This window comes from Flagellimonas pelagia (assembly GCF_003584135.1).
In the GTDB taxonomy this organism is placed as follows: Bacteria; Bacteroidota; Bacteroidia; order Flavobacteriales; family Flavobacteriaceae; genus Flagellimonas; species Flagellimonas pelagia.
Genome location: NZ_QXFI01000008.1, coordinates 122215 through 142405 on the forward strand (window position 1 = coordinate 122215; position 20191 = coordinate 142405).

At 43.6% G+C, this 20191-nt stretch carries 17 protein-coding genes; 12 read left to right on the top strand and 5 right to left on the bottom strand.

All coding sequences use genetic code 11. The annotated features are described in order from the left end of the window. The first annotated feature begins 3 nt into the window (after window positions 1-3). Window positions 4-1188, top strand: a complete 1185-nt coding sequence (locus D2V05_RS01540; RefSeq protein ID WP_119645841.1) for a pyridoxal phosphate-dependent aminotransferase — start codon at window positions 4-6, stop codon at window positions 1186-1188. Between the two features lie 60 nt (window positions 1189-1248). On the opposite strand, the gene D2V05_RS01545 is transcribed toward D2V05_RS01540, so the two are convergent. Beyond that, the gene (locus D2V05_RS01545; RefSeq protein WP_119645842.1) at window positions 1249-2739 is read right to left on the bottom strand and encodes a TrkH family potassium uptake protein; all 1491 of its coding nucleotides are present in this window, start codon (window positions 2737-2739) and stop codon (window positions 1249-1251) included. After that, on the bottom strand, window positions 2739-4088 hold the full coding sequence (gene trkA, locus D2V05_RS01550; RefSeq protein WP_119641941.1) for a Trk system potassium transporter TrkA: 1350 nt from the start codon (window positions 4086-4088) through the stop codon (window positions 2739-2741). Before trkA ends, D2V05_RS01545 begins: the two co-directional genes overlap by 1 nt. 196 nt (window positions 4089-4284) lie before the next feature. Between trkA and ubiE the strand changes: the two genes are divergently transcribed. Next, window positions 4285-5013, top strand: coding sequence for a bifunctional demethylmenaquinone methyltransferase/2-methoxy-6-polyprenyl-1,4-benzoquinol methylase UbiE (ubiE, locus tag D2V05_RS01555; RefSeq protein WP_119645885.1), 729 nt, complete (start codon window positions 4285-4287; stop codon window positions 5011-5013). A 4-nt stretch (window positions 5014-5017) separates the two neighbouring features. Continuing rightward, a complete protein-coding gene (porT, locus tag D2V05_RS01560) occupies window positions 5018-5716 on the top strand; it encodes a type IX secretion/gliding motility protein PorT/SprT (protein ID WP_119645886.1) in 699 nt (232 codons plus the stop codon). Between the two features lie 76 nt (window positions 5717-5792). Here porT and D2V05_RS01565 read toward each other — a convergent pair whose 3' ends face one another. Beyond that, window positions 5793-6509, bottom strand: a complete 717-nt coding sequence (locus D2V05_RS01565) for a TrmH family RNA methyltransferase (protein WP_119645843.1) — start codon at window positions 6507-6509, stop codon at window positions 5793-5795. Window positions 6510-6533: 24 nt separating this feature from the next. Between D2V05_RS01565 and tamL the strand changes: the two genes are divergently transcribed. From tamL to accD, 3 genes are read left to right on the top strand one after another with little or no spacing between them, the layout of a single operon-like run. Next, complete coding sequence (tamL, locus tag D2V05_RS01570; protein WP_119645844.1) at window positions 6534-9122, top strand: translocation and assembly module lipoprotein TamL; 2589 nt, start codon at window positions 6534-6536, stop codon at window positions 9120-9122. 54 nt (window positions 9123-9176) lie between these two features. Next, window positions 9177-10244 (top strand): class II fructose-bisphosphate aldolase, encoded by a 1068-nt coding sequence (fbaA, locus tag D2V05_RS01575; protein WP_119645845.1) that lies wholly within the window; start codon window positions 9177-9179, stop codon window positions 10242-10244. A 28-nt stretch (window positions 10245-10272) separates the two neighbouring features. Continuing rightward, window positions 10273-11133: an acetyl-CoA carboxylase, carboxyltransferase subunit beta gene (gene accD, locus D2V05_RS01580; protein WP_119641937.1), complete on the top strand. Its 861-nt coding sequence runs from the start codon at window positions 10273-10275 to the stop codon at window positions 11131-11133. A 36-nt stretch (window positions 11134-11169) separates the two neighbouring features. Here accD and D2V05_RS01585 read toward each other — a convergent pair whose 3' ends face one another. Beyond that, window positions 11170-12048: a hypothetical protein gene (locus D2V05_RS01585; protein ID WP_119645846.1), complete on the bottom strand. Its 879-nt coding sequence runs from the start codon at window positions 12046-12048 to the stop codon at window positions 11170-11172. A 151-nt stretch (window positions 12049-12199) separates the two neighbouring features. Here D2V05_RS01585 and rpsO point away from each other — a divergent pair, with 151 nt between their 5' ends. The 3 genes from rpsO (at window position 12200) to D2V05_RS01605 (ending at window position 15931) form a co-directional block, all read left to right on the top strand. Further along, a complete protein-coding gene (rpsO, locus tag D2V05_RS01590; RefSeq protein ID WP_119641935.1) occupies window positions 12200-12469 on the top strand; it encodes a 30S ribosomal protein S15 in 270 nt (89 codons plus the stop codon). A 213-nt stretch (window positions 12470-12682) separates the two neighbouring features. Continuing rightward, window positions 12683-14920, top strand: coding sequence for a polyribonucleotide nucleotidyltransferase (locus D2V05_RS01600; RefSeq protein ID WP_119645848.1), 2238 nt, complete (start codon window positions 12683-12685; stop codon window positions 14918-14920). Between the two features lie 147 nt (window positions 14921-15067). Further along, window positions 15068-15931, top strand: coding sequence for a sigma-70 family RNA polymerase sigma factor (locus D2V05_RS01605; protein ID WP_119641932.1), 864 nt, complete (start codon window positions 15068-15070; stop codon window positions 15929-15931). A gap of 287 nt (window positions 15932-16218) precedes the next feature. Here D2V05_RS01605 and D2V05_RS01610 read toward each other — a convergent pair whose 3' ends face one another. Then, window positions 16219-16770: a conjugal transfer protein TraO gene (locus tag D2V05_RS01610; protein ID WP_119645849.1), complete on the bottom strand. Its 552-nt coding sequence runs from the start codon at window positions 16768-16770 to the stop codon at window positions 16219-16221. 393 nt (window positions 16771-17163) lie between these two features. On the opposite strand from D2V05_RS01610, the gene D2V05_RS01615 reads away from it, so the two are divergent. From D2V05_RS01615 to D2V05_RS01625, 3 genes are all read left to right on the top strand, one after another. Further along, a complete protein-coding gene (locus D2V05_RS01615; RefSeq protein WP_119645850.1) occupies window positions 17164-18432 on the top strand; it encodes a serine hydrolase domain-containing protein in 1269 nt (422 codons plus the stop codon). Between the two features lie 74 nt (window positions 18433-18506). Then, on the top strand, window positions 18507-19166 hold the full coding sequence (gene rpe, locus D2V05_RS01620; RefSeq protein WP_119645851.1) for a ribulose-phosphate 3-epimerase: 660 nt from the start codon (window positions 18507-18509) through the stop codon (window positions 19164-19166). Further along, window positions 19166-20131, top strand: a complete 966-nt coding sequence (locus D2V05_RS01625; protein WP_119645852.1) for a YpdA family putative bacillithiol disulfide reductase — start codon at window positions 19166-19168, stop codon at window positions 20129-20131. Before rpe ends, D2V05_RS01625 begins: the two co-directional genes overlap by 1 nt. The last annotated feature ends 60 nt before the right edge of the window (window positions 20132-20191 follow it).

Here is a 20191-nt window from a genome sequence, read left to right on the forward strand (position 1 = left end):
TCGATGAGCAACCATTTATCTGACAGGATCAAGAACATGTCCACGTCAGCAACTTTGGCCATGGCTGCCAAAGCTCGTGAACTACGAAGTGAGGGAAAAGATATTATCGGCTTGAGCTTGGGGGAACCCGACTTCAACATTCCCGATTTTATTAAAGAGGCCGCCAAACAGGCCATTGATGAAAATTACAGCAGCTACACTCCAGTTGATGGGTATGCCGAATTGAAAAAATCCATTTCTGGCAAGTTCAAACGAGATAATGGTCTGGATTATGGGTTGAACCAGATCGTGGTGTCCACAGGAGCAAAACAATCGTTGTTCAATGTGGCCATGGTGGTCCTGAATCCAGGTGATGAAGTAATCCTACCAGCCCCATATTGGGTAAGTTACAGCGATATTGTAAAATTGGCAGAAGGTGTTCCCGTGGAAGTTCCCACCGGAATCGATACGGATTTTAAAATGACCCCGCAGCAATTGGAAGCGGCCATCACACCTAATACGCGTATGATGTGGTTCAGCTCTCCCTGTAACCCTAGCGGTTCCGTTTACAGTAAAGAAGAGTTGGAAGGTCTTGCCGAAGTTTTGAAAAAACATCCGGATATTTATGTGGTTTCCGATGAAATCTATGAGCATATCAACTTTGCAGGTGGCCATGTGAGCATTGCCGGAATTGAGGGGATGTACGATCGTACTGTTACCGTTAATGGTGTTTCGAAAGCTTTTGCTATGACCGGATGGCGTATCGGGTACATCGGTGCCCCGGAATGGATCGCCAAGGGATGTACCAAACTTCAAGGACAGGTGACCAGTGGCGCCAACTCCATTGCCCAACGTGCCGTTATCGCTGCTCTGGACGCTCCTTTGAGCAAAATCCAGTTTATGATCGATGAGTTCCACAAAAGAAGGGATTTGGTTTTGGACTTGCTTGGAGAAATCGATGGGTTTAAACTGAACGTACCTGAAGGAGCATTCTATGTGTTCCCTGATATTTCATCCTTCTTTGGAAAAACGTTGAAAGGAACCACCATCAACAGTGCGGAAGATTTTGCTTTGTATTTGTTGGAACATGCCAATGTGGCTACCGTGACCGGTGAAGCCTTTGGTAACCCGAATTGCATCCGTATTTCCTACGCTGCATCTGAAAAAGAATTGAGGGAGGCTATAGCCCGTATCAAGGCAGTGGTATAACCTCAAACTAAATAATCTTAGAAAACCTCTTGTTGTGGAAACTTCAGGAGGTTTTTTCTTTTACGTCTTTTTCCAGAAGTACGGGGTCAGAACAATCAAAACAGTGAACAACTCCAATCGACCTAAAAGCATCAAGAAACCGCACCACCATTTCCCTGCATCGGGCAAACTGTTGTAATTGCTGACGGGGTTCAAACTACCAAAAGCTGGACCCACGTTACCCAATGACGAGGCCGAACCTCCCACCGCAGAAACAAAATCTAACCCTAAAAACCCGAGCACCAATGCGCCGATGATGAACAAAAGCATATAGAGCACAAAGAAAGCAATCACATTATAGACAATATGTTCCGTAACCGTTTTTTGGTTATAGCGAACAGGAATAATCGCATTGGGATGAAGGGTTCTTTTGAACTCCAAAATTCCGTTCTTGATGATCAAAATATGTCTCATCACTTTGATACCCCCGGCCGTTGAGCCTGCAGAACCTCCAAGGAACATCAGCCCGAAGAAGAAAACCGTTAAAAAATGGGTCCACCCCGTAAAATCCGCAGTAACGAATCCCGTGGTGGTAATCACTGTCAACACCTGGAACAAAGTGTGTCTAAAGGCACTTTCCGCCTTCCCCCAGACCATGGGATGGAAATCAGAAACAGGCACATCGGCCTTAAAGTAAACACCCAATGCGGCCAAAATGGAAAAAACGACCACAAAACCGAAGTAATATTTAAACTCTTCATCCTTCAATATCCGTTGTACCTTTCCAGTCAAGGCAAAATAACTGAGTACGAAGTTACTCCCTGCCAAAAACATAAATACAATCACGATATATTGGATGATCGGTTCGTTGTTCCAATAGGCCAGACTTGCATTTTTTGTGGAAAATCCGCCTGTGGACATAGTGGCCAAGGAATGGTTGATAGCATCAAAAAAGGACATACCGGCAACGTTCAATAAAATGGTCTCCAACACCGTATACCCAAAATAGATGAACCAAAGGCGCTTTGCAGTATCGGTAATCCTTGGGTGAAGTTTATCCCCTCCAGGACCAGGTGCCTCCGCGGCAAACAGCTGCATGCCCCCTATCCCCAAAAGCGGCAATATGGCAATGGCCAGAACGATAATTCCCATTCCCCCTATCCAGTGGGTCAAGCTACGCCAGAGCAAAACTCCCTTGGGCAAAGCCTCAATATCGTCCAAAATGGACGCCCCCGTAGTAGTATAGCCAGATATGGTTTCAAAAAATGCGTCGGTGATGTTTGGAATGGACCCGGAGAACAAATAGGGTAACATACCTGAAATGGACATGATAATCCATCCAAACGTCACCACGATGTAACCTTCCTTGCGTTTTACCTCCTTTTTATGGCCTCGGGTATAGAACATGGCCATAATCCCGAAAAGCATAGTCACAATGGCCGCCAACGAAATATCCAAGGTTGCACCATCTTTGTACATGGCACTGGCAAAGGCCGCTAAAAGCATGAAAGAACCGTTGCACAACAACAACAGCCCCATGATGTGGATGATGATTCGTATATTCAACCTCATTACAGGAACAGCTTTTCAATCTTCGGAATAGCTTTGGGCAGACAACATACCACAACCTTGTCTCCCTCTGTGATCCTGAAATCTCCCAATGCGATAATACCTTCACCGTTTCGGATAACACCGCCAATGCTCGCTTCCCTAGGGAAATTTAGCTCCCGAATGATCTCACCGTTCACCAAGGATGTAGCCTTCACCTCAAATTCCAGAATTTCGGCATTGAGGTTGTTCAAACGGGTCAGTGCCAAAACCTCCCCTTTTCGGATATACCTAAAGATGCTGTTCGCGGCAAGTAGTTTTTTATTGATGAGGGTATCTACCCCAATGGAATGTGACAATTGAAAATAGTCCATGTTCTCCACCAAGGCGATGGTCTTTTTTACTTTCTTGTTCTTGGCCACCAAACAGGACATGATATTGGTTTCTGAATTTCCGGTCACGGCAATAAAAGCATCCATCGAATCCAAACTTTCCTCATCCAACAGCTCCACATTTCTACCGTCCCCATTGATGACAAGCGCATGGGGTAGTTCGTCTGCAATATCGAAAGCCTTTTCCTTGCTCTTTTCAATCAATTTTACATTGAATTTTTTACCGCACAGGTCGCGGGCCGTTTTAAACCCGACCTTGCTGCCCCCTAAGATCATCACGTTCTTGATCTCTTGCTTTTGCATGCCCGTGAGCTTGTAAAGCTCCTCCACCCCTTTATCGGAAGTGATGAAATAGACCTGATCGCCTTCCTTAAAAACGGTATCCCCACGGGGAATCAAGGTATATTGGGTTCCCATTCGCTGCAAGGCGATGGGCATAAAATGAAGTTCAGGGAAAATACGGGCAGCCTCTTTTACCATTTTGCCCACAAAAGGAGCTGTTCTGGGAAGAATTACCCCGAACATGGTCAACAGACCTCCTTCAAACTCATAGGTGTCGTTAAAAGCGGACTGATTCAACATAAGTTGGATCTCCATGGCCGCCAATCGTTCCGGCGAGATTAGTTCATCTATTCCCAGCTCCTCGAACTTGATGGTTTCACGGTTGTCCATAAATTCGGTATTCGAAATCCGAGCCATGGTCCTTTTACAGCCCAATTGCTTGGCCAATAAACAGAGGGTCAAGTTGGTGGTCTCCGATGCCGTTACCCCTATCACTAGATCGGATCCATCCACCTGGGCATCGTTCAATACCTGTATGGAAGTAGCATCTCCTCGGAGTACCCGAATGTCCAAATGGTTATCGGCATAGGACAATTTTTCCTTGTCCGTATCGATCAACGTTATATCCTGGGATTCATACGACAATAGTTTTGCCAAATGAAACCCTACTTCACCAGCTCCAGCAATAATGATCTTCATTGAATAAAATAAGATGAGTTCCTAATTAAGTCCAATTGGCACGACACAAATGAATAATAGAATGGTAAACGCAGTCTAAGTGACATACTCTTAACTAAATACGGAATGGATTCCCCAGTTGCTGGGCAAAATTACACAAATATTTTTGTCTGCCTCCCATATGGGTAAGTTGTATATTTGCCACCAAATTGTAAAGATGTCTAAAAAAGTATTGCCCTACAAGGAATCGGAACTTGGAAAGAAGGAACAGGTAAAACAAATGTTCGATAACATTTCGGGCAGCTACGATGGTCTTAATAGGGTAATTTCGTTTGGAACCGATGTAAAATGGAGAAAACGCATTGTGGCCTTTTTAAAAGAACAACATCCACAAAACATCTTGGATATTGCAACCGGAACCGGCGATCTGGCCATTGCCTTGTCACAAACGGGAGCGGAAAAGATTGTAGGATTGGACCTGTCCCCTGGGATGCTGGAAGTAGGAAAGGAAAAAGTCTCCAAAAAAAATCTTCAGGATACCATTGAAATGGTCGTTGGTGATAGTGAAAACCTTCCTTTTGACGACAACACCTTTGATGCGGTGACTGTGGCCTTCGGCGTCCGTAATTTTGAAAATCTGGAAAAAGGTCTAGAGGAAATCCGAAGGGTATTGAAGCCTGGTGGCCATCTGCTCATCCTGGAAACCTCCGTACCGACCAAAACACCGGTCAAGCAAGGGTATCGCATCTACACCAAATACATCATGCCCGCCATAGGTAAAATCTTTTCCAAGGACCGATCGGCCTATCAATATTTAAGCGAATCGGCATCAGTTTTCCCACATGGCAAGGCCTTCAACAATATTTTGGACAAAATTGGGTTTATAGGAATAGAGAACAAACCCCAGACATTGGGTGTAGCCACCATCTATGTCGCCACAAAGTAGATTAATGAAAAACATCCTCATCCTATTTGGGCTCTTGATATTGACAGGTCCAAAGTCCATTGCGCAATTTGGCAAAGATCCCATACTCAATCTTCAGAATGAGGACAAACGACTTTTGAACTGGGGCTATTACCTCGGTTTAAACCAATATGATTTTCAATTTGAATACAAAAATGATATTGGCAGGGATATCTTGGTCGACAAAAGTATTGGTTTTAATGTGGGGTTGATCGGGGAGCTTAATATCAATGAATTTCTGGATACCCGTTTTGAACCTGGATTACTCTATACAGCCCGCACCTTGGGCTTCCCTGGATTTACCACAGAGGCCGATGCCATCCGAGAAGTGCGCTCCACCTATATTCGTTTTCCGTTATTGTTGAAAGCCAGTACCCGTAGGATCGGCAACTGGAAACCTTTTATTGAGGGTGGGGTCTATGCGGCCATCAACTTGGGCAGCAAGGAAGATAGTCTGGACGATAACAGCAGTGGCGAGTTCAGGATGAAGAAAAACGTGTATGGTTACGAACTGGGTTTTGGAATCGATTTTTATACGGAGTATTTCAAATTCACCCCATCCATTCGGGGAGTATTTGCGCTGACCAATGAACTCGTTCCCGATAACGACCCCAATAGTCCTTGGACGGGTAACATCAATGCCATGCGCACCCGTGGTATTTTCATCAATTTTACCTTTGAATAAATTAGATTATTGGATTACTGATTGTTAGATATTTAGACGTCCGAAAATCCAAGAATCTTATTATCTAACAATCAGATTATCTCCTGATTTCATTTAGAAGAATCGCCGTTGCAGTGGCCACATTGAGACTTTCAGCAGTTGGTTCACCAAATTGGGGTATGGAAATGCGCTCCATGACCAAATCAGTGATTTCTTTGGAAATACCATTGGCCTCATTGCCCATGACCAGCACACCTTTTTCGGGCATTTTTTGGGCATAGATGGAAGTACCGTCCATAAACGCTCCAAAAACGGGCAACCCCGATTTTTTGATGTAAGTAGTCAAATCCGTGTAAATAATATTTACCCTGGCAATGGATCCCATGGTTGCTTGCAGCACTTTTGGATTGTAGCAATCCACGGTATCTTCGGAACACGCCAATTGTTTGATCCCGAACCAGTCGCACAATCGTATGATCGTTCCCAAATTACCCGGATCACGAACGGCATCCAAAACCACTACCCAATCAGAAGTTTCGTTTTGGTGCACTTCAGGCATATAAAAAACTCCCAAGACCCCGTTGGGTTGTTTCAAGCTGCTCATTTGCTTTAAATCTGCTGCGGAAATTTGTTCCACTTCCCCAAATCCATTGGATGAATGTCCGGCTTCAATAAAAATTTTAAGAGGCCGCACCCCCTCTCGCAGCAACTCTTTCACCAACTTTTCACCTTCTACCACAAAGAGTCCGTGTTGAGATCGGTACTTTTTTTGCTTTAGGCTTACAACTAGTTTAATTTGGTTTTTTGTAACCATCTAAATCGTGTATTTTTGGCGTCTATGAGGGGTTCTTTAAGTCTAATGTGCAACTGGGCAAAAATAGGATTATTGTTGCTTATGGTAAGCATTTCGGGTTGCAATACACTTAAAAAGGTGGGGGACGATGAATTGCTGCTCACCAAGAACACCATTTATGTAGATGATGAAAAGGTGACCGATGGTGAGATCAAAGGCCTCATCGACCAAAAACCCAACAGCAGTGTTCTTGGATATCCCCTGCGTTTGAACCTCTATAACATGGCCAAGGAAAATCCAGATTCTTCCTTTCAGGATTGGCTACATAGAAAGCAAAAGCGCGAAAAACGCCTTAACAATCTCCTATCCAAAAAACAAGTCAGCAGGTTACAGGAATCCTTCATCGTAAAAGGTGCCAGTGAATTTTTAGAACGGGTCGGTGAACCCCCAGTGGTCATTGATACTGCTTTGACCAACAAGTCCCTAAACCGGATGGAGGCCTATTACAACAGCAAGGGGTACTTCAACAATACAGGCGATTATGAAATCGTGGAAAGTAAACGAAAAAAAAGGGCCAAAGTGGAGTACAATATCACCCTGAACAAACCCTATATTATTGACACGGTCCAAAAGAACATCACTTCCCCTGAACTGGATTCCATTTACGATGTGGCTTCCAAACGCAGTTTCGTAAAAAAAGGCGAGCAGTTCGATCTTCAAAATTTCACCTTGGAGCGCGAACGATTGACCACTTTGTTCCGAAACTCCGGGGTCTACAACTTTCAAGAAAGCTCTATTAACTATGACATTTTGAGGGATACTACCCGCTTGGCCGATGACCAATTGATGGAGGTACAGCTCAACGTAAAAAAGTTCAGGAGCGCCACCGATAGTACCGATACCAATAGTACGTATCGGGTGGCCCGGCATAAACAGGTCAATATTTATGCAGATTATGATATTAATGGTGATACAGATTCTTTAAAAACTTTGGAGTACGACAATTTTATCATCCATTACGCCAACAAACTGAGGTATAGCCCCAAAGCGCTCGCCGATGCCATATTTTTTGAAAAGGACAGTGTATATCGGGATTTGGATCGCATCCGAACCTACAGACAGATCACCAACCTGAATACCTTTAAATATCCCAATATCGAATTTATCCCCGATTCCACCCAAACCAAATTGACTACCAATGTGTATTTGGCCGCCAAGAAGAAGTTTTCGCTGAACATGAATTTTGATGTGACGCATTCCAACATTCAACAGGTAGGAACCGCTTTTAGTACCTCTGTTATCACCCGAAATGTATTTGGCGGTGCCGAGACTTTGAACGTATCGGCCAGGGGATCCATTGGTCTTTTGAGTGATGCCTCCCTTTCCAATGAAACCTTCACCTCGGAGCTTGGTGGGGATGTCAACATTACTTTCCCGAGGATTTGGTTGCCCTTTAGCACGGAAAAAATAATTCCATATTACATGTTGCCCCAAAGTAGGTTGCTGGCCGGCACCAATTTTCAGAAGAACATTGGTTTGGATAAACAATCGCTCAACTCTATATTGTCGTACAACTGGACGCCATCTGACCGACTGAAGAACAATTTTGAGCTTTTGAACGTTGAATTTGTTCGAAATGTGAACCCGGACAACTTTTATAATGTATACCGAAATACGTTTTCGAATTTGGATGATATTGCAGATCAATTTCAGGATGATCCAGCATATGCCGATTATTTTAAAAACGTTGATGATTCGACAGACCCACTCCGTTTAGATATACCCGAAGGTGCCAATAATTTTGTAAGGGATATTTTAAATGACTCTATACAGGTTAGTACAGAAGAATTTGACGAAGTGAACAGTATTGAGGAACGCAGAAGGCGGTTAACGGAGAACAACCTTATCTTCGCGAGCAACTTTACCCATACCAAGAACAGCAAATCGGACATCAACGATAACGACTTTTACCAATACCGGATCAAAGTTGAAAGTGCGGGTGGTATGTTATCCCTGATTGCCAATGCAGTTCCGTATAACAAAAACGACAATGGACAATTGTTGGTTTTCGGGGTACCCTTTTCCCAATATGTGAAATCGGAATTAGACTATATCCGACATTGGGACATTGGTGGATCACAGGTATTGGCCTTTAGGAGTTTCTTCGGGATGGCCGTCCCTTATGGAAACTCGAATAGTATTCCGTTCGTTAGGAGTTATTTTGCAGGAGGATCCAACGACAACAGGGCTTGGAACGCTTACGAATTGGGTCCAGGCAAAACGGACAACATCAATGATTTTAATGAAGCCAACCTGAAACTGGCCTTCAACTTGGAATATAGGTTTCCCATTGCTGGGGATGTAAAGGGCGCCCTTTTTGCAGATGCTGGGAATATTTGGAACGTTTTTGATAATGAAAACAATCCCGATGCCATCTTCTCGGGCTTTTCCTCCTTGGCCGATCTTGGCTTGGGCACCGGACTTGGCCTCCGTTACGATTTTACCTATTTCGTCTTCAGGGTGGATGTGGGCTTTAAGACCTATAATCCCGCAAAAGTGGGATCAGATCGCTGGTTCAATGGCTATAACCTCGGAAACGCTGTCTTCAATATCGGGATCAATTATCCTTTCTAGAGCAAATATTTTATTACTTTTGTTCCCTATTTTAATTCGAAACCATCTATAACTATGTCCCACAATATCAAGCCGGGCGTTGCCACCGGCGATGAAGTACAAGCAATTTTTAAGCACGCAAAAGAAATCGGATACGCCCTTCCCGCAGTAAATGTGATCGGTTCGGACACCATCAATGCCGTAATGGAAACTGCTGCCACTTTGAACTCTCCCGTAATCATCCAATTTTCTAACGGAGGTGCACAGTTCAATGCCGGTAAAGGACTTTCCAACGAAGGTCAAAAAGCCGCTATCCTTGGTGGTATTGCCGGTGCAAAACATATACACCAATTAGCCGAGGCCTATGGTGCTACTGTAATTTTACATACCGACCACTGTGCCAAAAAACTGTTACCTTGGATCGATGGCCTTTTAGATGCCAGCGAAGAACACTTCAAAGCCACGGGCAAACCATTGTTCAGCTCGCATATGATCGACCTTTCCGAAGAACCTATCGAAGAGAACATTGAAATCTGCAAGGGCTATTTGGAGCGTATGAGCAAAATGGGTATGACCTTGGAAATAGAATTGGGCATCACAGGTGGTGAAGAAGATGGTGTGGACAACTCCGATGTGGACGATTCCAAATTGTACACCCAACCCGAAGAGGTTGCCTACGCTTATGAGGAACTTTCAAAAGTGAGCCCAAGATTTACCATTGCCGCCGCTTTCGGAAACGTGCACGGGGTATACAAACCTGGTAACGTAAAATTGACACCTAAGATCTTGAGAAACTCACAGGAGTTCATTTCAGAAAAATATGGCGTGGAGCACAACCATATCGATTTTGTTTTCCACGGTGGATCTGGTTCTACTTTGGAAGAGATAAGGGAAGCTATCGGATATGGGGTAATCAAAATGAACATCGATACCGATCTTCAGTATGCATTTTTGGAAGGCGTTAGGGACTATATCCAAGGGAAATCCGCCTACCTTCAGGCCCAAATTGGAAATCCCGAAGGAGACGACCAACCCAACAAAAAATTCTACGACCCAAGAGTTTGGCTTCGTGAAGGTGAAAAGACCTTCATCGCCCGTTTGAAAAAGGCTTTTGAAGACCTGAACAATGTAAATACCTTGTAAACCCTTCGTTTAACTTAAATTTGATTGCATGTCGTCTTGGTTTAAAAGAAAGGAAAAAGGAATACAGACCGCAACAGAGGAAAAAAAGGACACCCCCAAGGGGTTATGGTACAAATCCCCAACAGGTAAAATTGTAGAGTCCGAAGATCTTGCCAAAAATTTTTACGTAAGTCCGGAGGACGATTACCACGTTCGCATTGGCAGCAAGGAATATTTTGAGATTCTTTTTGATGACAATAAGTTCCGTGAACTGGATGCCAACATGACCTCCAAGGACCCTTTGAAATTTGTGGATACCAAAAAATATTCAGATCGTTTAAAGGCCGCTGAGCAAAAGACCGGATTAAAAGATGCCGTAAGGTGCGCCGTTGGTAAGTCTATGGGGCAAGATCTTGTGGTCGCTTGTATGGATTTTGCCTTTATCGGAGGATCCATGGGTAGTGTGGTAGGTGAAAAGATTTCTCGTGCCATTGATGTGGCCAAAAAGAAAAAGGTTCCCTTCCTGATGATTTCCAAATCAGGTGGTGCCCGTATGATGGAAGCCGCGCTGTCCTTGATGCAGTTGGCCAAAACCTCTGCCAAACTGGCCCAGTTGGCCGAAGCACAGGTTCCCTACATATCCTTGTGTACCGACCCCACCACGGGTGGAACAACCGCTTCTTATGCCATGTTGGGAGATATCAACATTGCAGAACCCGGGGCTTTGATCGGATTTGCAGGACCAAGAGTAGTAAAGGATACCACAGGAAAAGACCTTCCGGAAGGTTTCCAAACCGCAGAATTCTTGAAAGAACATGGGTTTTTGGATTTCATCGCACACCGTAGCGAGTTGAAAAAGAAAGTCAACCTTTATATCGACTTGATTACCAACCAGCCCATAAGAGCATAAAAAAAGCCCCGATCTCGGGGCTTTTCTTTTTCATAGCTAGTTCTTAAATCTTCGAAGGAATATTTCTTCCTGGGTTCCATCAGGATAGGTCAAGGTTCCAATGGCATCACAAGAACCATCACCAAAATCAAGACTTACGGTATTCCCCAATCGGGTAATATCCAAAACCCCACTTACAATGAATCGGCAAGACATTTCCCTTCTCAATGGGGTAGTGATTTCCTTGATAAATTCATTGCCCGCCCTACTCACATAGGTTCTTTTTCCTGTGATCAAGAAAACGTTATCACCCCAAAAACCAGTGCCGAATCCTTCGATCCATTCCCTGGTTCGGGTTCCGGTGAACGAAGCCACATCTCCATTGGGCCAAGTGGCCGTAAAAGATGCATTGGCGGTTCCCTGTGGATTTCCATTTTCATTGCTTCGTACCCTAACAATACTAGATGCGCCTTCCACTGCCACATCATTGAAGGTAAAGTTTTCCAAAGTCAGTTCAATGGTGTTGGATGCTGCTTCCAAATCCAAAGCATAGCTTATATGGATGATACCACTTAGGGTATTGCCATTGTGAAGTTCGCAACCTTCACCAAAATCCAAGGTAACATCTTTGGTGGTATCAGTGATAACCGCGGTAACAGTGGCACATTCAGGCAAATAATCGGAATGGTAATTCCCTTTGGACATGCTGGCAATTTCATCGGCGGCGTACAGGTCCTCGGCAATGGTGGAAACTTCTTCGGAAATCATTTCCGTTTCATCACTGTACTTTAATTCCGTAGCGGAAATCACCTCGGTGGAAGACAGGTCTTCGGTATTGGCCGACTCATCACTACAGGAAGTGAAGGTCAAAAAAAGACCGCCCATTACAAATAGGGCAAACGGGTTCAAAATCATTGCTTTAGTTTTCTTTTTCATAACGATTGAATTTTAAAGGTTTGGCTCTTTGACTTCCCTCTTTTGAAAAGGTTTAATTTCTTGTTAAAATTCGTAGATTCAAAAAAAGGCTTATCTTTGCACGCTGATTGAAAGACAATCAATACATAAAAATCATTTAAATAATATTGGAATGTATTTAACAAAAGAAGTAAAGGCCGAGATTTTCAAGAAACACGGCGGCTCAGAAGGCAACACAGGTTCTACGGAAGGACAGATTGCATTGTTCACACACCGTATCAACCACTTGACAGAACACCTTAAAAGGAACCACAAGGATTACAACACCGAACGTTCCTTGGTTCGTTTGGTAGGTAAAAGACGTAGTCTTTTGGATTACCTAAAAAATAAGGATATTGAGAAGTACCGTTCTTTGATCAAAGAATTGGGCATCAGAAAATAATGACAACGGGGAGGCTTTGGCTTCCCCTTTGTTTTAGTTGGACGGGCTCCAACAACAAGTCCCGATCATAATCGGGCAAACACAAAAAGCTTCATATAGTTTTTCATTGGTCAGTGCCGAGAGGCAAACACAACAACAACACAACCCGACCGCCCGGATGGCGGTAGACCAAATGTTTAACGACCCGTACCTTTTACGGGTAAGACAATTTTTATGATTCCAAAAACTTTTAAAGAGGTCATTGACCTTGGTGACGGTAGGGAGATTTCCATCGAAACCGGAAAATTGGCTAAGCAGGCCCATGGTTCTGTAGTAGTCCAATCAGGCAAATGTATGTTGCTATGTACAGTTGTCTCCAATTATCAAGCTTCGGATGTGGACTTTTTGCCACTTACCGTTGATTATCGCGAAAAATTTGCCGCTGCTGGGCGTTACCCAGGCGGATTCTTCAAACGTGAGGCCAGACCTAGCGATGGCGAGGTATTGACCATGCGTTTGGTGGACAGGGTATTGAGACCTTTGTTCCCAAAAGATTATCACTCCGAGACCCAGGTAATGATCCAATTGATGTCCCATGACGAAAACGTTATGCCCGACGCTATGGCGGGATTGGCCGCTTCTGCTGCCATTCAATTATCAGATTTACCTTTTGAATGCCCCATCTCTGAAGTTAGAGTGGGTAGAGTTGATGGTGAATTGATCATCAATCCAACCATGGAACAACTTAAAAATTCCGACATCGATATGGTCATCGGAGCTTCCGAAGATTCTGTGATGATGGTGGAAGGTGAAATGGGTGAAATTTCCGAAGAGGAAATGGTGGAAGCCATCAAATTTGCCCATGAGGCCATTAAAGTACAATGTGCCGCTCAGGTAAAATTGGCCGAGGCCTTCGGTAAAAAAGAGACCAGGGAATACGAACCTGAGACTGAAGATGAAGAGCTTCAGAAAAAAATCCACGACATGGCCTATGATAAGGTATATGCCGTGGCCAAGGCCGGTTCTTCCAAAAAAGAGCGTAGTGAAGCGTTTGCCGCCATCAAAGAAGAAATCAAGGCCACTTTTTCTGAAGAGGAATTGGAAGAAATCGGCGGATTGGTTTCCAAATATTACCACAAAGCCGAAAAAGAAGCCGTTCGTAACCTTACTTTGGAAGAAGGGCTTCGTCTGGATGGTCGTAAGACTACCGATATTCGCCCTATCTGGTGTGAAATTGATTATTTGCCATCCGTTCACGGTTCTTCCATCTTTACCCGTGGGGAAACACAGGCGTTGGCAACGGTAACTTTAGGTACTTCAAGAGAGGCCAATCAAATAGATATGCCATCTTACGAAGGTGAAGAGACTTTCTATTTGCACTACAACTTCCCTCCTTTCTCCACTGGTGAAGCAAGGCCTATCCGTGGTACATCCCGTAGGGAAGTAGGACACGGAAACTTGGCACAACGTGCCCTTAAAGGGATGGTTCCTGAGGACTGTCCATATACCGTTCGTGTGGTTTCCGAAGTATTGGAATCCAACGGTTCCTCTTCCATGGCAACCGTTTGTGCCGGTACTATGGCCTTGATGGATGCCGGGGTACAGTTGAAAAAACCTGTTTCCGGTATTGCGATGGGATTGATCACCGATACCGAAACCGGCAAGTATGCAGTGCTTTCCGATATCTTGGGAGATGAAGATCACTTGGGAGATATGGACTTTAAAGTAACCGGTACCGCCGATGGTATCACCGCTTGCCAAATGGATATCAAAGTAAAAGGATTGTCCTATGAAATCTTGGTAAAAGCCTTGATGCAGGCCAGGGACGGAAGAATGCACATCTTGGGCAAATTGGTAGAAACTATTGCCGAGCCAAGGCCAGAGGTGAAATCCTACGCTCCTAAAATCATTACCAGAATCATTCCTGGTGAGTTTATCGGCGCCCTTATCGGTAAGGGTGGTGAGGTTATCCAAGACCTTCAGAAAAAATCCAAGACTACCATCGTTATCAATGAGGATCCAGACACAGAAGAAGGGATTGTTGAAATTTTGGGTACCGACCAAGATGGTATTGACATGGTATTGAAAAAAATCGATTCCTTGTTGTTCAAACCAGAGGTTGGCAGTGTATATGAAGTAAAGGTCATCAAGGTTTTGGATTTTGGTGCCGTTGTGGAATACACCGATGCCCCAGGAAACGAGGTATTGCTACACGTATCCGAATTGGCATGGGAGCGAACAGAGAACGTAACCGATGTGGTAAACCTAGGTGACGTGATTGATGTGAAATATTTAGGTATCGACCCCAAGACCAAAAAGGAAAAAGTTTCCAGAAAGGCCTTGTTGCCCAAACCGGAAGGTTATAAGGAAAGACCTCCTAGAGATGACAGAGGCGGCGACCGAAGAGGTGGTGACCGAAGAGGTAATGATCGCAGAGGTGGTGATCGCGACAGAAAACCAAGACGTGATTAACACGATCTTTATAGATTAGAAAAGCCCCGGGAAATCCTCGGGGCTTTGTTTTTAAAAAAAGTTTATCAAAATGTAACTTTTTGTTTTTTTCTACGTATAACCTAATGAGCTTCGGCTCACAAACTTAATTTGAAGGGAGTATTTTAGATGAGACAGTTAAAGATTACAAAACAGGTTACCAATAGGGAAACCGCATCGTTGGACAAGTATTTGCAGGAAATCGGTAAAGTGGATTTGATCACTGCCGATGAAGAAGTGGAGTTGGCACAACGTATTAAAGCGGGCGATCAGGTAGCACTGGAAAAATTGACAAAAGCTAACCTAAGGTTCGTCGTTTCCGTGGCAAAGCAGTATCAAAACCAGGGTTTGACCCTTCCCGATTTGATCAATGAAGGGAACTTGGGATTGATCAAAGCTGCCCAGCGTTTTGACGAAACCCGTGGTTTTAAATTTATTTCTTATGCTGTTTGGTGGATCCGTCAATCCATTCTTCAGGCATTGGCCGAACAATCCCGTATCGTGCGTTTGCCTTTGAACAAGATTGGTTCCATCAACAAGATCAACAAGACGTTTGCTTTTTTGGAGCAAGCACATGAGCGCACCCCATCTGCCGAGGAAATTGCCAAAGAATTGGACATGACCGTGGAAGATGTGAAGCAGTCCTTGAAAAACTCTGGCCGCCACGTATCTATGGATGCGCCTTTGATCGATGGCGAGGATTCCAACCTTTACGACGTATTGCGTAGTGGGGAATCCCCTAATCCGGACAGGGAGCTTTTGCACGAATCACTTCGTACGGAAATTGAGCGTGCCTTGGAGACCTTGACTCCACGTGAGGCAGATGTTATCAGGCTTTATTTCGGTTTGGCCGGTCAGCATTCCATGACCTTGGAAGAGATTGGGGAAACCTTTGACCTGACCAGGGAAAGAGTTCGCCAAATCAAGGAAAAAGCAATCAGACGCTTGAAGCATACCTCCAGAAGTAAGATTTTAAAGACATATTTGGGTTAATTTGTAACTTTAACCCAAATTAATTACAGTTAAACTATCCTTAAATTTGATTTTTGGCAGGAAAGTTGTAATTTAGTAAATATAACAGTTTATCATGACTGTTCGTTTTTTGATTGATGAATAAACTCCGGCTGATTACCGGAGTTTTTTCATTTATATACCTAGGTCTGCAACAATATGTTCCTTTTTCCTTTCTGATCAGATTAAACACTTGTAATTGTGCACATTTTCACCAATCCATTACCAGAAAAATCTATTCAAGGGGTAAACAACATGTATAAAAAATATTATTTTAAATAATATCGAATTCCAGCACCGACTAATAGAACAGCATTATTCAGATTACTATTAAGGTAATAGAACCCGCTAATAGGAACAAACAACGAAAAAGAATCCGTTAAGTAAAAATCCATTTCAAAAGAAGCAAATCCACCATAGATCATCCCACTTTTGGGGATTTGGTACCCATAGACAACATCCATTTCACCTTTGTTGATGTACTCATAACCCGTGGATGCCCCACCACCGAAATACATAAATAGGCCTCTATTTGGGCGAGACAGTACAGTAGTAAAATATCCAAGGTTCAAAAGGTAATCCTCATAGGGAAACTCAACTGTTGCATCTGGTTGTTCAGTTGAAAACACAGCAGTGATTGACAGATGCACGTAATCTGTAACGCTACGATAATTATTGACACTAAAGCTTATGCCATAACCATTTGCCTTATAGCTTGGGGCCAATCCAAAGGAAAAATCACCTCTTTGCGATTGCACTTCTTGAATCGGAGAAATCAAAAGTACCAACAGAGCCAAGTGGTATAAATATTTCTTCTTCATTCTTATTTGAAGATTGGGTCACCAGATAAATGGAACAAAACATTAAATCGAAATGGAGAGCTTGGGTCAGGTGCTCTTGAGGTTGAAGTAAATCCTTAAACATATGAACTGAAACCGAACATGTTCAAGTCATGAACCAAATTAAACAAAAAATAGGACAAATGGAATTGCTTACACAAATATTCTGAAACAAGTATCAGTAATTTACATATTTGATAGGATGTTTTTTCAAAGGACAAGACCAATTTAATTGACATACCGCAGTGGATCATTCCGAGCAGATTGCCGGAGTTTTTTCATTTTACCCCAATCCGAACTTCACCTATATTTTTCAATAAAGTCTTCTAATCCGTTTTATTTGCTAACTTTCTGGTATTCAATCGAATTTATATCATGAAACAAATACCACAACTTTTTTTCATTGCCTTCTTGGCCATAGAAATGGGCATAGCTCAAGAAAACACCCAATCCATTATAACTGAAGTGGCCATAAAAAGATTGGATTCGACCCTTAAAAGCTTTGTGGACAACAGGGACGTAGCCGGAGTATCCGCACTCATCTATGAAAAAGGGGAAGAAGTTTATTACAATGCCTTTGGATATGCCGACCTAAAGAAACGAAAACCTATGGAGCGCAATACCTTGGTGCAGATCTACTCCATGACCAAGCCAATAACAGGAACTGCGTTGATGAGTTTGTACGAGAAGGGAAAGTTCAAGTTGGACGACCCATTGGAAAAATATGCACCAGAGTTTGCCAACATGCAGGTGTACAAAGGTGTCGATTCTACCGGAAAAATGATTCTGGAGCCTATCAAACGACCCGTTACCATCAGGGATATTACAAGGCATACAGGTGGTTTCACGACTAGAAATGATATCCCAAGATTGAGTACAGCCCTTCGCCTTGCAGACCCTTTTAACTGGGAAAACAATCTGGACCAAATGGCCGCAAGGTTGGGAAGGGTTCCCCTATGGTTTCAACCAGAAGAAAAATGGGAGTATGGCCCATCCGTTGATATACAGGCTTTTCTGGTGGAACGCATTTCTGGCCAACCCTATGCGGAATACCTGCAAGAGCATGTACTGGGCCCCTTGAACATGAAGGAAACCCGATATTTTGTACCTAAATCTGATCAAAAAAGAATGTCGGCAACCTATTCCCATGATAATCTGGGTTTTTTGGACCAACAGGATGACCAGGAATCCCACGCATACAATTATGGAAAATGGAAACTTACACCAGGCGGATGGGGCCTGACCTCAACCTTGGACGATTACATGACATTTGCCCAGATGCTGGTAAACAAAGGATCATTGAACGGTGTAAAAATTCTTGAACCTGAGACCGTAGAGTTGATGGCCACAAACCATCTGGATGAAAACATCAAAGATCGATCTTGGTTGCCCAGTAAAGGACAGATGGGATTTGGGATAGACTTTGCCGTCAGGTTGAGACCACCTGCCTCAACAAAGGAGAACAATGGGGTTGTCGGCGAGTTTTTCTGGGATGGGGCCGCAAGTACCCTCTTTTGGGTAGACCCGGTAAACAAGCTTACTGCTGTTTTCTTTGTTCAGATATTTCCCTTCAATGGAACTTTGCACAAAAAGTTCAGGGACGCTGTTTATGGGCCGGTTTCCATCGGAAGCACGGGAAATTAAGGTAAGCTCCACTTCAAAACAGGATATTGATTTAACATTTCACTACCTTTGTATGGAACAATTTTGGTCCACTCATGAGCAAAAAAATAATAGCACCTTCCCTTTTGGCATCTGACTTTGCCAATCTCCAACATGAAATAGAAATGGTGAACCAAAGTGAGGCCGATTGGTTTCATTTGGATATTATGGACGGGCTGTTCGTTCCCAATATTTCCTTTGGAATGCCTATAGTGGAAGCCATTGCCAAGTATGCCAAGAAACCTTTGGACACCCATTTGATGATCGTGGATCCCGACCGTTATATCAAAACCTTTGCGGATTTAGGGGTAAACCACTTAACGGTACATTATGAGGCATGCCCACATCTACATCGCACTTTACAAGCTATTAAGGCAGAAGGCATGAAGGCCGGTGTGGCCCTTAATCCACATACTTCCATCAATCTTTTGGAAGATACGATCCAAGATATAGACATTGTGATCGTGATGAGTGTAAATCCGGGTTTTGGTGGTCAATCCTTTATTGAGAACACCTATCTAAAGGTACGCGATCTTAAAAACTTGATCGAAAGGAAAAATTCCAGTGCCCTGATCGAAATTGATGGTGGGGTAAATGCGACCAATGCAAAAAAGTTGATCGACTATGGGGCGGACGCCTTGGTTGCCGGTAGTTTTGTGTTCAAAAGCGAACATCCAACCGAAACCATCAAACAACTAAAAGAAGTAATAGCATAATGCAGGAATTTGATGTTGCCATCATCGGGGGCGGGCCCATTGGTATTGCCTGTGGATTGGAGGCAAAAAAACAGGGATTGAGCTACATCATCATCGAGAAGGGGCCTATTGTGAATTCCCTTTTCAACTATCCGGTGAACATGCAATTTTTCTCCTCTTCCGAAAAATTGGAAATCGATGAAATCCCTTTCATCAGCAAGGAAGCCAAGCCCAAACGCAACGAGGCCTTGGAGTATTACCGTAGGATTGTAACCTCCAACCAATTGAATATCCATCTGTTTGAAACAGTGTTGAACGTGGAGAAGCAAGGGGATTTCTTTTTCGTGGACTCCAACAAAGACCAATACCGCGCCAAAAATGTGGTGGTGGCCACCGGATTCTATGATCTACCCAATAAAATGAACGTACCGGGTGAAGATTTGCCCAAGGTATCACATTATTATAATGACCCCCATTTTTATGCCAGTCAAAAGTTGGCCGTTATCGGTGCGAGCAATTCTGCCATTGATGCCGCTTTGGAATGTTGGCGCAAAGGTGCCGAGGTCACTTTGATCATCCGCGGTCCAGAAGTGGGCCAACGTGTAAAATATTGGGTACGGCCCGATATCATCAACCGGATTGAGGAAGGCAGTATCAAAGCCTATTACCATGCAACAGTCAAGGAAATCACGCCATCCGAAATCATCATCAACACCCCAGAGGGTGAAGTGACCTTGGAAAACGACTTTGTTCTGGCCCTTACCGGCTATATGCCCAATTTTGAATTTTTGGAAAAACTGGGCATTGAACTCTCAAAAGATGAGAAACGTCTTCCCTCCTATGATCCTGAAACCATGGAGACCAATATTCAGGGGCTTTTCTTGGCTGGCGTGATCTGCGGCGGGATGGAAACCCATAAATGGTTCATTGAAAACTCCCGGATACATGCACCAATAATCATGCAGGCAATTCTGAACAAAAATTAATCAGAATCGATAAGTTAAGGCACTTACATTTCATTTCTTAAATCCTTATCTTTAAAAGAA